Below are 12,527 nucleotides of genomic sequence, written 5' to 3' on the forward strand. Positions count from 1 at the left end.
TGCTTTTTGTTCTTTTTGTTTCCGTTTTTGACTATCTTTGTACCTTGACAATTGGGGCAGTGGAGTTTAATTATTATTAACATTCAACAAAAATACAACTTTATTCCCTGATTGTCAAATTTTTATATCATCATACTTTTTAAAACACAACCAAAAGTTAAAAAGAAAAATTAAATTTTGACACATTTACTAAAAACAAAAAAAGCCCCTTATCACTAAGCGACTCCCACATTATTGTAGGTTTAATCTATTTGTCTATTGTGTCTTTTTCTTATTAAATAACTGCAGCAAGAAGACAATCATCGAACAAACCAAAGATAAAACGACGAGGATATTAGCCTTAAAAACAATTGACAAGACCAAAAGTACCGCTGTTACAATCAATAGAATATTCCACTTTTTCATTTTCGTACTATTTTACATTTGCACAAATATACAAAAGAAACATTGATAAAAAAGAGAATTAACCCACCAAACTATCCCTCGCAAGAGTTTCGCCATTCTATACTGAATTGGATAAAATCCTCTACGTTTAGCTCTTCTGCCCTACAATCCAGAAACGGATGAGATGCCATCGACTGAGGAATCCTCATAATTTTAAGGGCATTGCTTAGCTTTTTCCGTCTTTGGTTGAACCCCGCTTTCACAATTTTCTTGAACAAATCTTCTATTCCGGTAAGGGCTTCTTTAGGGTTTCGGGTAAGCTTTATGACACCCGATTTCACTTTAGGTGGCGGCGTGAAAACATTTTCATTTACGGTAAACAAATATTCCACATCGTAATAAGCCTGAACCAATACCGATAGTATGCCGTAACTTTTCTGGCGAGGTTTCGCTGCCGTTCTCTCTGCTACCTCTTTCTGAAACATCCCCACCATCTCCGGAATTTTCCGGTAGTTATCAATAATTTTGAACAAAATCTGAGACGATATATTGTAAGGAAAATTCCCAATCACCCCCACTTCACTATCAAAGTTGCCCTCTATATCTAATCTAAGGAAATCCCCTACAAATGTTTCTTCTGTGATGGGCGGATAGGTTTCCTTCAGATACGCTATGGACTCTTCGTCTATCTCCGCCAGAGAAAGTGTGACCGACCTATCCAACAGATATTTGGTAAGGACACCCGTACCGGGACCTACTTCCAGCACATTGGGATAATGGGTGCCGTCTAAAGATGCAACTATTTTTTGGGCGATATTCTCATCGTGCAGGAAGTGCTGGCCGAGATGCTTTTTGGCTTTTACTATCAAGATTTTATTTTTTTATGATTTTATTAACACTGATTTTATTCTAATTTCTCGCAAATTTCGGAAGTTTTTTTCTATTTTAGCCGAAAATTTTTATTTGATGGCTAAGACAGTAGACGACTTCAACAAGAAAAGACTGAGATCAAGCAACATTACCGTAGTAGTGAGTATTTCTTTGGTACTCTTTTTAGTGGGACTTTTTGGACTAATTCTCATCAATGCCCGAAGTTATTCCGACTATATCAAGGAACAATTGGTAGTAAATGCTTTTTTCAGCAATGACTATTCCGCTAAAGATTCTCTAAAAATAGAGAAACAGCAGACGGTGGCTTTCGAAAATATAAAATCTCTTCCCTTTGTACAGCGTGCTACTTTTATTTCTCGCGAACAAGCCGCCAAAGAAGCTCGAAAAGATATGGGGGTAGATACGGAAACATTATTTGATAAAAATATTTTTCCGGCATCTGTGGAAGTAGCACTAAAACCAGACTATGTAGATCCTGCAAAAATAGACCAAGTCGTAAAAAAATTATCCGAAGTACAGGGCATCGTAGAAGTGAAAAACAATAGTGCTCTAATGATAGAAGTTTATAACAACCTGAATAGAATTCTCACTTGGATATTGGCACTTTCGGGATTATTCTTGATATTAGCTATCGTATTGATAAACAATTCTATAAAACTAAAAATATTTTCTAAAAGATTTATCATCAAGACAATGCAGCTGGTAGGCGCCAAAAGGCGTTTTATTCTAAAACCCTTCATTACCGAAGCTGTTGTATTGGGGCTTATAGGTGCTATAATTGGGCTTACGATACTCTTTGGACTATGGTACTATTTCACCACACAAGTCATCGGTACACCATTTATACAAGACTCTGCGGCTTACCTCAAACTCGTGATATTAGTTTTCTCAGTAGGTGTCTTGATTACCGTTATCAGTACTATTTTTGCCACTTGGAGATTTCTCAGAAGCAATATTGATGACTTATACTATTCTTAAATAATCAACAATACGATGAGTAAATATAAATCCCTCCCTATCAAAAATACCTTTTATTTCGGAAAATCAAATTATCTATGGATGCTAATAGGCATAGTACTGATAGCCTTAGGATTTATCCTGATGATGGGGTACGGTGCCAATACCAAACCGGATGGTACTTTTGACCCAAACTATTGGAACGAAGACATTTTCTCTATCCGAAGAATAAGAATAGCTCCTTTACTTATTTTTTTAGGGTTTGTGGCAGAAGGCTATGCTATAATGAAACGAACTAAAAAGTAAACCAACAAATACTTAAATCATGGAGTTTTTACACACCATCATTATCGCTATTGTAGAGGGACTTACGGAATATCTGCCAGTATCTTCTACGGCCCATATCGGTTTTACGGGAAACCTTCTCGAGGTGAAGGACGATAATTTTTTCAAAATGTTTCAGGTTTCCATACAGCTGGGAGCTATATTGGCTGTAGTGGTGGCTTATTACAAAAAGTTCTTTGATTTTTCGAACCTTAAATTTTACTACAAACTCATTGCTGCCGTAATTCCTGCTTTGGCATTAGGCTATCTTTTTAATGATATGATAGAGCGTGTTTTGGGGAACCAAATTGCTATTTCTACGGTATTGGTTTTGGGTGGCGTGGTATTGTTGTTTGCTGACAGCTGGTTCAAGAATCCCTCCACTCACAGCGAAAAAGAAATCTCTTACAAAAATGCGATAATCATAGGGTTTTGGCAGTGCCTTGCGATGATGCCGGGAACTAGCCGAAGTGCTGCTTCTATCATTGGAGGAATGACGCAAAAGCTCAGCAGAAAAGCTGCTGCAGAATTTTCTTTTTTCCTTGCCGTGCCTACTATGTGTGCTGCTACGGGCTATTCTCTATTCCTGAAAAAATGGGGAGAAGGTAGCGAAATAAAACAAAAAGGCTACGAGATGCTTCTTGCCAATAGCTACAATATGAAAGTTTTTCTATTGGGAAATGTCGTGTCTTTTTTGGTGGCATTGGTAGCGATAAAAACATTCATCAGTCTGCTAAACAAGTATGGTTTCAGACCTTGGGGCTGGTACAGAATCATTGTAGGATTGGTACTATTAGTTTATTTCTATTTCGTTTCTTAGAATGGGTATAAAATTCTCGTTAGAAGCTTTACAACAAGGAGAAATATTACTAGTGGACAAACCACTGGAATGGACTTCATTCCAAGCGGTGAATAAAATAAAATTCAAAATCAAAAGGGAGTTCAAACTCAAAAAAATAAAAGTAGGACACGCCGGCACATTAGACCCTCGGGCTACGGGGCTGCTAATTGTCTGCGTAGGTAAAGCGACTAAGCGCATTCCGCAGATACAAGACGCCCCAAAAGAATATTGGGCAGAAATAAAAGTAGGCGTACAGACCGAATCTTACGACACCGAAAAACCCGAAATCATGCATCAGGACTTTGCCCACCTCACCAAAGAACAAGTACGGGAAACGCTAAATTCTTTCGTAGGCGAAATAGAGCAAACCCCACCGGTTTTTTCTGCAATAAAGGTAGATGGAGAGCGGGCGTACAACCTGGCAAGAGCCGGCGAAAATGTAGAAATGAAATCTCGAAAAACCACGATTTATTTCATTGACAATGTAGAAATAGAATTACCTTTTGTCCGATTTTCAGTAGGCTGCAGCAAGGGAACCTATATCCGCAGTTTGGCTCACGACATTGGAAAAGCCTTAGGCGTAGGCGCCTACCTCACCCAACTGAGACGAACGAAAATCGGTAATTATAGAATAGAAGATGCCTCAATCGATTATCTATCCAACGACTTTAAATTTTCAGAAGATGAATAAAATTTTATTAAGCTTCAGCATTTTGGTATCTACCTTAGCATTTAGCCAAAAAACAAAAATCGAAAAATTGGGACTATTCGGCGGAATAGGCGCAGATGCTGCCTTTGACTTAAAATCAAGGTTCAAGATAATTTGACATTTTTCAGCCACAAAGATTAATCACTTTTCCACCACTACAAATCTATCATTGCCGGAGAGGTCTTTTATCAAAATGCTTTTGGCAAATCCATCAAACAAAGCACAGGTTTCTTTTCCCCATTTTTGATTGATTTCCAATAGAATAGCCCCATTATCATTAAGACAATTATGAGCAAGTAATGCTATTCTTTTATAAAAAATCAAATCATCTTCAGACAGCGGGAAAAGTGCATGGCGAGGCTCATAGCGGCGTACTATTTCGGAAAGTTCTTTTTCTTCCTTTAATCCTATATAAGGGGGATTTGAGATAATCACATCAAAATTGTCATTAAGATTTTCACTAAGGACATCCACCTCGCAAAATTCAATTTCGGTATTATGCCTCAATGCATTCTCTCTTGCAACCGCCAATGCCTGCTGCGAAATATCAACCGCTATAATATCTGCGTCGGGAAAATGTTTTTTAATAATAATGCTTATAACCCCCGATCCCGTACCGATATCCAACACTGAAAACTTTCTTTTCCCAAATTTCTCTTTTATTTTACCAATACTCAATTCTACTAATTCTTCGGTTTCCGGTCTGGGGATAAGGGTATGCTCATTTACAATAAAACTCAAACCATAGAAATCGGCTTCGCCAAAGATATACTGGTACGGCATTTTTGTTTTAAGTAAAGACAATGTCTTTTGTATTTTTTGAAAATCCACCTTATCTATTTCTATATCCGTATTTAGCTCATAAGAATTAAATACTTTTCCACATTCCTTATCCATCGTAATTTTCAGAAGATTATCAATTTCAGAATGCGTATAGTCATTGGACAATTCTTGTCTAAAAAGCACTCTTATATCCCTTAATGTCATCTCAGTATATTATTTCGAGGCACAAAGATAATCAAATAATTAAGGTGGTCTATATTCCAAATCAAGAGCCTCTGACAGAGGAATATTAGGCATCACCTTATCTATTTCGATAAAAGAGTTTTTAGTAACACAATATTTTTCTTATTTTTGCTAAATAATTCTATAAACCTATGAAAGAGTTTTCTAAAGAAGTTTACCTGCAATGGTATAAAGATATGACAATGTGGAGACGCTTTGAAGATAAATGCCGCTCTCTTTATCTAAAACAAAAGATAAGAGGTTTCCTGCATTTATATAATGGGCAAGAAGCTATCCCTGCCGGATTCGTGCACGCCATGGATTTAGCCAAAGACAATATGATTACGGCATACAGATGCCATGTACACCCTATGGCTATGGGGGTAGAGCCTAAAAGAATCCTTGCAGAGCTTTGTGGTAAAGCGACAGGGACTTCTCACGGTCTTGGCGGCTCTATGCACATTTTCAGTAAAGAACACCACTTCTACGGTGGACACGGTATTGTAGGAGGGCAGATTCCTTTGGGAGCAGGTATTGCATTTGCAGATAAATACTTTGACAGAAAAGCCGTGACCATCTGTTTTATGGGAGATGGTGCCGTGAGACAAGGTGCTCTGCACGAAACGTTCAATATGGCTATGAACTGGAAACTTCCGGTAGTTTTTGTTTGTGAAAACAACCAATATGCTATGGGAACTTCCGTAAAAAGAACGGCTAACCACGAGGATATTTACAAATTAGGATTAGGCTACGAAATGCCTTGCTTACCTGTAGATGCTATGGATCCCGAAAAGGTGGCTGAAGCGGCATTTGAAGCAATAGAAAGAGCAAGAAGAGGCGACGGACCTACATTTATAGAAGCAAGAACCTACCGCTACAGAGGACACTCTATGTCTGATGCCGAACCTTACAGAACAAAAGAGGAAGTGGCTATGCACAAGGAGTACGACCCTATAGAATTGGTAAAAAAAAGAATATTAGAAAACCATTGGGCTACAGAACAAGAACTAAAAGACATAGATGAGAAGTCTAAGGAACAAGTAGAAGAATGTGTAAAATTCACTGATGAATCTCCATTCCCTGACCCTGAAAAAGTTTACGAATATGTATATTCCACTAAAGATTATCCTTTTTTAGATAAATTAGAAAATTAAAAAAAGAAGAAAAACTATGGCAGAAGTAATCACAATGCCCCGCCTTTCTGATACAATGACAGAAGGAAAAGTGGCAGTTTGGCATAAAAAAGTAGGCGATAAAGTAAACGAAGGCGATATCCTCGCAGAAATAGAAACCGACAAGGCAGTTCAAGATTTTGAATCCGAATTCAATGGGGTGCTTCTTTATCAAGGTGTGGAAGAAGGAGGTTCTGCACCTGTGGACAAAGTTCTCGCTATCATAGGAGAGCAAGGCGAAGATATTTCTAACCTCATAGAAGGAGGAGCTTCTTCGGCTCAAAGCGAACAACCTCAAACAACATTGCCAACTAAGCATACAACGGCAGACAATACACCGGCAGCGATACCTGATGGCGTAGAAGTCATCAATATGCCCCGCCTTTCTGATACGATGACGGAAGGAAAGGTAGCAGCTTGGCACAAGAAAGTAGGCGAACAAGTAAAAGAAGGCGATATCCTCGCAGAAATAGAAACCGACAAAGCAGTCCAAGATTTTGAATCCGAATTCAACGGTGTTCTTCTTTATCAAGGCGTAGCTGAAGGAGAAGGGACTAAAGTAGATGACATTCTTGCTATCATCGGTCCTGCGGGGACAGATATCTCTACTGTAGTTTCAGATGGTGCGACTTCTGCTAAAGTTGAGAATTCTCACCCCAATACCCCTAAAGAAGAGGCAGTAGCACCAAAAGAAAGCACCCCTGTACAAACTTCTACCGATAGAATAGCAATATCCCCATTGGCTAAAAAAATGGCAGAAGAAAAAGGCATTGATATTACCTCAATAAAAGGTTCCGGAGAAAACGGCAGAATTGTAAAAAGGGATATAGAAAACTATCAGCCAAGCACACAAGCTCAAACTGAGACCAAACCGGCTTCGGCAGCTGTACAAACACCTATTAGCTTCGTAACGGGAGAAGATACCGAAACCCCTAATTCTCAAGTGAGAAATGTAATTGCTAAGCGTTTGTCTGAGAGTAAATTCTCTGCGCCTCACTACTATTTAATGGTAGAAGTGGATATGGACAAAGCGATCCAAGCAAGAAAAGAAATAAACGTTTTGCCTGATAGCAAAATATCATTCAATGATATGATTATCAAAGCTACTGCTGTTGCATTAAGAAAACACCCTCAGGTAAATAGTAGCTGGGGAGGAGATAAAATTATCCACCGTGGCAATATCAATATCGGCGTAGCTGTAGCTATTCCGGACGGACTGGTAGTACCGGTGCTAAAAAATGCAGACCAAATGAGCTATTCTCAAATCTCTGCATCTGTAAAAGATATGGCTTCGCGTGCTAAAGGAAAAGGATTAAAGGCTAACGAAATGGAAGGTTCTACATTCTCAATTTCCAATCTTGGTATGTTTGGAATAGAGAGCTTTACTTCTATTATCAATCAGCCTAACTCTTGTATCTTATCCGTAGGGGCTATTATAGAGAAACCTGTTGTGAAAGACGGACAAATCGTCGTAGGACATACGATGAAACTTTCTTTAGCCTGCGACCACAGAGTAGTAGATGGTGCTACAGGAGCCGAATTCCTACAAACACTTAGAACCTACCTCGAAAATCCATTGGCTATATTAGTATAAATTATTAACTCATAACTAAAAAAATCCGTTTCGTCTGAAGCGGATTTTTTAATATCAATACCGTACAAATCTCACAAAAAAAGCCTCTCAAAAAAATTGAGAGACTTTCTTCTGGGTAAACTGTGTTTTACTTTCCGTATTTTTTTTCATAATCAGACATAGACGCTGTAATCACTTTTTTTGCATGCTCTGCTCCATAGATATCGTCTATTCTACAAGATGCCTTTTCGTACGGCATATTTTTGTATGTCAAGAAATAATGCTTTAATCTTGATATTTCTGCTTCCGGTAGTTCGGAGATATCTTTAACATGGCCATAGCTCTGGTCTCCTACCATCACCGCTATTATTTTGTCATCTGCTTCGCCTTTATCTATCATCTTAAACCCCCCGATAGGTATTGCGTCCATTAAAAGATTTCCGGAATGGATATGGTGAGAACTTAGCACACAGATATCAAGCGGATCGTGGTCTCCTTCTGTTACATCTGTTGCACCGCTCTGTACAGCCAATTCTTTTATACTCTCATCACAGTAAGTTTTTGGGATAAAGCCATATAGTGCCGGAATGATATTAGAGAACTTCTGAGGGCGATCTACTTTTAGATAACCGCTTTCTTTATCCACTTCGTATTTAATAGTATCAGAAGGAACAATCTCCACAAATACATTTACAATCTCCGGAGCTTTTTCTCCTGCTGAAATGCCATGCCATGGATGGGCTTTGTAAGTTGGTTTCATTATGTTTATTTTTTTTATTATTTTATTTCTTTTCTAATAAGATTGAGACAGTGCGATACGGCATCACCATCATTCATATAGCTCATCAAAAACACCGTCTTGAATTCCTCTAAAGACGAGGTATTACTCATTTTTTCGTAAGTTGATTTTAGGTGGAATAGTACTTTGCTCTTTGCTCTCACAATATCCTCCCAAATCGCTTCATTAATATAAATCTGTTGCCCCACATTATAACTAAACTCCTCATTCACTGCCTTTTCCGTAAGATAAATAAACTCATGAACTGCCAGATTAGAATCGTAGTTTTTTACGAGGTTGGCAGGTTTTATTCTATCCAAAAAAATAGAAATTCTCTCATAAGCCGGATAGGCAATATCATTTTGATGAGATTTTGCCAATAGCAACAATTCTTTGTTCTTAATAGAAATATAGGTTGCCAAACATTGTCTGAAAAATATCAGAAATACAGAAGCCACAACCAGAACTGCTATATAAGGATAATATTGACTAAATTCGTTCATCTACAAACATTGGATTGCAAAATTAGTAATAAAATTGCTTAGAAAAAATAGTTGCTTTCAAGAACCTTTTTATATGAAACATTTCATTAAAAATAAGACGGCTCAGAGCGTTATTAAATCTTCAGTAATCTCCTTTTAGAGACAGGTATTATTTTGTAGCTCTGTACTACCGCACCAAAACGCCTATTAAAATCTTGTATGGCGGGAATACGGCTTCCCATAAAATTGAAAGTTTGATTCTGAATACTTTCCTCCAAAACATCATCAATAATGATAGAGGCTGCATTGGATTGTACAGACTTATTATTCATTAAACATAATAACGCTCGCTCCTTTGGAAAATCTGAAATCGCCGCCATAGAGACCCATTTTTCGTCTTTTTTTACACCATAAATTTTCAGTCTCTTTCTTGAGTAAAGCTCCTCCAATACCTCATAGTAGCGGTTTTTCATTTTTTCAGATTTCAAGCCAAGTATATTTTTGTAGAAAAATGCCTGCATAGCCTTTATTTCCAAATCCCGAAAAAAAGCCAGTCCCGAATTACTTTTGTGATTAAGCCGTACATTTCTTCTACGCGTGGCGGAATAGCGAGACTTTACCGATTGATAATCACCTTGTTCAATATAATAATTAGGGCTTTCGTGCAGCTGCTCTATTTTATTTTTAATATTAAAAGGATAATAATAAACCCTATATTTTTTCATTAAAAAATCAAAAAAACACTGATTGAGATACGGCTCGTCTTTCGATGAAAAAATGCCTAATTGCTGTGCAAAAGGCGGCGGCAAAACTATTTTTATCCCTAATTTTCTTATAATAGGCACAGGCATCACCGCTTGATAATCCTCCTCCACCAAAAACTCCCAGTCTTCTCCATTACTACTTTCCAAAAAATCTATCTCTGACTGATAACAGTACTGTTCAGATTTTCGCACACATTCTAAATATTTATCAACATTCAGAGAATTATATTTAACAATTTTAATCATAATATATCTTTCATCTGCAAGACTTAAAAAACACAATCATACAATGATAAGACAACTCCAAAAGTACCATAACGCAGCCTTAGATCATATTTGTGCTATATCAATGTATTCAAATATATAGAGGTGATACAAGTTTTAGCGACCGATGTTTTTCATAACGAAGAGTCATAAAAAATACTGAATTTGATCTTTTTTGCCCCTTTTATCATAAACTTTACTCAACAATATTCAACTTAAAATTTTACCATCTTTCATTACAAACTTTCGGTCGGTACTATTCGCCAGATTGGTATTGTGAGTTACGATGATAAAGGTTTGGTGGTATTTATCCCTTAGGTCAAAAAACATTTGATGGAGTGCCTCAGCGTTCTTGGAATCGAGGTTTCCTGTAGGCTCGTCTGCAAATATAATTTTAGGCGAATTGATAAGGGCTCTCACCACAGCAACCCTCTGGGCTTCCCCCCCCGAAAGCTGTTTGGGCTTATGATGAATTCTTTCTGCTATTTTCAAATCCTCAAACAAAGAATAAGCCTTATCCATATATTCACTTTCGTTTTTACCTGCTATTTTAATGGGAAGCAGCGCGTTTTCAAAAGCCGTAAATTCCGGTAGCAGCTGGTGATTCTGGAAAACGAATCCTATGTTTTCGTTCCGAAATTTAGACAATTGTTTATCTTTCATTTTAAGAAAAGGCTGCTTGTCTATGGTAATTTCCGTAGCGTATTTAGCGACATCCGTAGGGCGGTCTAATGTGCCTAAAATTTGCAACAATGTAGATTTTCCAGCTCCGGACTCTCCTACTATAGAAATCACTTCGCCCTCTCCTATCTCTATATCTACGCCCTTGAGAACTTCTAAGTTACCATAAAACTTGTATATATTCTTAGCTTTAATCATAAAACCAAAGGTAGCAATAATTTTTGATACACAGAAAACACTTTTAAACTTTCTATACAAAAAAACAGACCACTCTCGAAGAGACTGGCCCATTCATTGACTCTATTGTATGAAAAATCTATCCTTTTACTATTTTTTTGACGATAATATTACCATCTACTACGAAGTGTACCACATAAAAACCTTTGCTCAAATTCTTAACATTTATAGATTTCTGGGTTGTTGCTGCCGCTACCAGACTGCCTGATGCGTTATAGATTTTTATTTCGGAAGGTGTCTTAGCCGAGTTTATATACAACATATCTTTTACAGGATTAGGATATACCGATATGCTTCTTTGTGGCAATTCTTTTACCCCCATCACGCCTTCACAATTTTCACTATATTCAACTCCAGAATCTTGCATCCATGCAGATCCAGGCTCTGCACCTGGTTTCATCTTGACACAAGTAAGGTCTGGGTTATCCTCAATCATTAAATAAGGAAAATATTCGTAATCCCCCGAAAGGTCTAAACGAACTAATTTATTGGATGTCAAATCTAACATATACATTTTGTTATTTTTACTAACATCTAATTGCTTAATCTGGTTCTCCATACACTCAACTTCCTCAAGCTTTGTATTTTGGGTAATATTAAGCTCCGTGAGGTTATTTTTTGTACAAGTCAACGCCGTAAGGCTAGGATTGTTTTTAATATTTAATGAGGATAACTTAGAGCCTTTTATATCGAGCGCTGTCAATTCTTTATTAGCACTCAGATCCAAAGAAGCTAATGTTCCTTTGTTATAAGTCAATGATATTTTATCGACATTAACAAATTGCTCTAAACCTGTAAAAGGTCATTAATGGTACGATTGTCCAAATGCGATGTTCCACTGAATTTTTGTGCTTCCTGCACCGTAATCGTACTATCACCGTTTTTCATCCACCATATTTTTTTCCAGTACCAGTTTTTTAAATGCCTTATTCGGCACATTTAGCTCTTGAGCTACAGTAAATGAACACGCTAAAACAAGCCCCATAAATAAAGTTTTTTCATAATTTATTATTTTATTTAAGCTCTATGAAAATCCATTAAATTTTATTAAAAAATCCTCCATCTATTTTCAGTAAGGCTATCTGTACAATAAAAAATTATACATAAATATTTTTTCTAATTTTTTATCTCAAAAAAAGATTATAAATTACATAAAAGAGAAATTTAAAAAAAATATCATACTCAAAGATATTAAGATATAGAAAATAAAGAAATACTACCACAATACTCCATAAAAAAGGATTTTTATTTTTTTTTGATACTAGAATAGGCGTAAAAATTTATATGGATAAGTTAAAATAGCTGAAATTTTCTATTTACCAATAAAAAACACCCCCGAGTATTCGAGGGTGTTTTGGGGGAATAAGATGAGATGTAAGAGGGGGTAATTACCCTAGTGTTACCCAGCTAGAGCCATTACAACCTTCAAATTTATGATTATCCCTATTATACCTTATAACTCCCT

At 36.9% G+C, this 12,527-nt stretch carries 14 protein-coding genes; 6 read left to right on the plus strand and 8 right to left on the minus strand.

What is annotated here, in order from left to right; translation table 11 throughout:
- Positions 1-255: 255 nt before the first annotated feature.
- Together BLS89_RS10780 and rsmA are read right to left on the minus strand one after the other, a co-directional pair.
- Positions 256-405 carry a hypothetical protein gene (locus BLS89_RS10780; RefSeq protein ID WP_176763305.1) on the minus strand — a complete coding sequence of 50 codons (150 nt, stop codon included), beginning with the start codon at positions 403-405 and terminating at the stop codon, positions 256-258.
- A 71-nt stretch (positions 406-476) separates the two neighbouring features.
- Complete coding sequence (rsmA, locus tag BLS89_RS10000; protein ID WP_092738033.1) at positions 477-1,253, minus strand: 16S rRNA (adenine(1518)-N(6)/adenine(1519)-N(6))-dimethyltransferase RsmA; 777 nt, start codon at positions 1,251-1,253, stop codon at positions 477-479.
- A gap of 97 nt (positions 1,254-1,350) precedes the next feature.
- Here rsmA and BLS89_RS10005 point away from each other — a divergent pair, with 97 nt between their 5' ends.
- From BLS89_RS10005 to truB, 4 genes are read left to right on the plus strand one after another with little or no spacing between them, the layout of a single operon-like run.
- A complete protein-coding gene (locus tag BLS89_RS10005; RefSeq protein WP_092738035.1) occupies positions 1,351-2,253 on the plus strand; it encodes a cell division protein FtsX in 903 nt (300 codons plus the stop codon).
- Positions 2,254-2,268: 15 nt separating this feature from the next.
- Entirely contained in the window at positions 2,269-2,538 is a 270-nt protein-coding gene (locus BLS89_RS10010) for a DUF3098 domain-containing protein (protein ID WP_092738037.1), read from the plus strand.
- 19 nt (positions 2,539-2,557) lie between these two features.
- Positions 2,558-3,376, plus strand: a complete 819-nt coding sequence (locus BLS89_RS10015; RefSeq protein WP_092738039.1) for an undecaprenyl-diphosphate phosphatase — start codon at positions 2,558-2,560, stop codon at positions 3,374-3,376.
- A 1-nt stretch (position 3,377) separates the two neighbouring features.
- Positions 3,378-4,088 carry a tRNA pseudouridine(55) synthase TruB gene (gene truB, locus BLS89_RS10020; protein WP_092738041.1) on the plus strand — a complete coding sequence of 237 codons (711 nt, stop codon included), beginning with the start codon at positions 3,378-3,380 and terminating at the stop codon, positions 4,086-4,088.
- A 159-nt stretch (positions 4,089-4,247) separates the two neighbouring features.
- Here the strand turns inward: truB and prmC are convergent, their stop codons facing one another.
- Entirely contained in the window at positions 4,248-5,093 is an 846-nt protein-coding gene (gene prmC / locus BLS89_RS10025; RefSeq protein WP_092738043.1) for a peptide chain release factor N(5)-glutamine methyltransferase, read from the minus strand.
- 170 nt (positions 5,094-5,263) lie between these two features.
- On the opposite strand from prmC, the gene pdhA reads away from it, so the two are divergent.
- Both pdhA and BLS89_RS10035 read left to right on the plus strand, forming a co-directional pair.
- Positions 5,264-6,265 carry a pyruvate dehydrogenase (acetyl-transferring) E1 component subunit alpha gene (gene pdhA, locus BLS89_RS10030; protein WP_092738045.1) on the plus strand — a complete coding sequence of 334 codons (1,002 nt, stop codon included), beginning with the start codon at positions 5,264-5,266 and terminating at the stop codon, positions 6,263-6,265.
- 16 nt (positions 6,266-6,281) lie between these two features.
- Positions 6,282-7,877: a 2-oxo acid dehydrogenase subunit E2 gene (locus BLS89_RS10035; RefSeq protein WP_092738047.1), complete on the plus strand. Its 1,596-nt coding sequence runs from the start codon at positions 6,282-6,284 to the stop codon at positions 7,875-7,877.
- 127 nt (positions 7,878-8,004) lie between these two features.
- Here the strand turns inward: BLS89_RS10035 and BLS89_RS10040 are convergent, their stop codons facing one another.
- From BLS89_RS10040 to BLS89_RS10060, 5 genes are all read right to left on the minus strand, one after another.
- Complete coding sequence (locus BLS89_RS10040) at positions 8,005-8,616, minus strand: inorganic pyrophosphatase (protein WP_092738049.1); 612 nt, start codon at positions 8,614-8,616, stop codon at positions 8,005-8,007.
- A gap of 17 nt (positions 8,617-8,633) precedes the next feature.
- Complete coding sequence (locus tag BLS89_RS10045) at positions 8,634-9,137, minus strand: DUF7935 family protein (protein ID WP_092738051.1); 504 nt, start codon at positions 9,135-9,137, stop codon at positions 8,634-8,636.
- Between the two features lie 113 nt (positions 9,138-9,250).
- Positions 9,251-10,126: a hypothetical protein gene (locus tag BLS89_RS10050; protein WP_092738053.1), complete on the minus strand. Its 876-nt coding sequence runs from the start codon at positions 10,124-10,126 to the stop codon at positions 9,251-9,253.
- A gap of 228 nt (positions 10,127-10,354) precedes the next feature.
- A complete protein-coding gene (locus tag BLS89_RS10055) occupies positions 10,355-11,023 on the minus strand; it encodes an ABC transporter ATP-binding protein (RefSeq protein ID WP_092738057.1) in 669 nt (222 codons plus the stop codon).
- Positions 11,024-11,141: 118 nt separating this feature from the next.
- On the minus strand, positions 11,142-11,819 hold the full coding sequence (locus tag BLS89_RS10060; protein ID WP_092738055.1) for a T9SS type A sorting domain-containing protein: 678 nt from the start codon (positions 11,817-11,819) through the stop codon (positions 11,142-11,144).
- Between the last annotated feature and the right edge of the window lie 708 nt (positions 11,820-12,527).

It is taken from the genome of Riemerella columbipharyngis (assembly GCF_900101995.1).
Taxonomy (GTDB): domain Bacteria; phylum Bacteroidota; class Bacteroidia; order Flavobacteriales; family Weeksellaceae; genus Riemerella; species Riemerella columbipharyngis.

Coding starts and splice junctions, on each gene's coding strand:
- BLS89_RS10780 (WP_176763305.1), bottom strand. CDS start 405: ATGAAAAAGTGGAATATTCTATTGATTGTAACAGCGGTACTTTTGGTC.
- BLS89_RS10005 (WP_092738035.1), top strand. CDS start 1,351: ATGGCTAAGACAGTAGACGACTTCAACAAGAAAAGACTGAGATCAAGC.
- BLS89_RS10010 (WP_092738037.1), top strand. CDS start 2,269: ATGAGTAAATATAAATCCCTCCCTATCAAAAATACCTTTTATTTCGGA.
- BLS89_RS10015 (WP_092738039.1), top strand. CDS start 2,558: ATGGAGTTTTTACACACCATCATTATCGCTATTGTAGAGGGACTTACG.
- truB (WP_092738041.1), top strand. CDS start 3,378: ATGGGTATAAAATTCTCGTTAGAAGCTTTACAACAAGGAGAAATATTA.
- prmC (WP_092738043.1), bottom strand. CDS start 5,093: ATGACATTAAGGGATATAAGAGTGCTTTTTAGACAAGAATTGTCCAAT.
- pdhA (WP_092738045.1), top strand. CDS start 5,264: ATGAAAGAGTTTTCTAAAGAAGTTTACCTGCAATGGTATAAAGATATG.
- BLS89_RS10035 (WP_092738047.1), top strand. CDS start 6,282: ATGGCAGAAGTAATCACAATGCCCCGCCTTTCTGATACAATGACAGAA.
- BLS89_RS10040 (WP_092738049.1), bottom strand. CDS start 8,616: ATGAAACCAACTTACAAAGCCCATCCATGGCATGGCATTTCAGCAGGA.
- BLS89_RS10045 (WP_092738051.1), bottom strand. CDS start 9,137: ATGAACGAATTTAGTCAATATTATCCTTATATAGCAGTTCTGGTTGTG.
- BLS89_RS10050 (WP_092738053.1), bottom strand. CDS start 10,126: ATGATTAAAATTGTTAAATATAATTCTCTGAATGTTGATAAATATTTA.
- BLS89_RS10055 (WP_092738057.1), bottom strand. CDS start 11,023: ATGATTAAAGCTAAGAATATATACAAGTTTTATGGTAACTTAGAAGTT.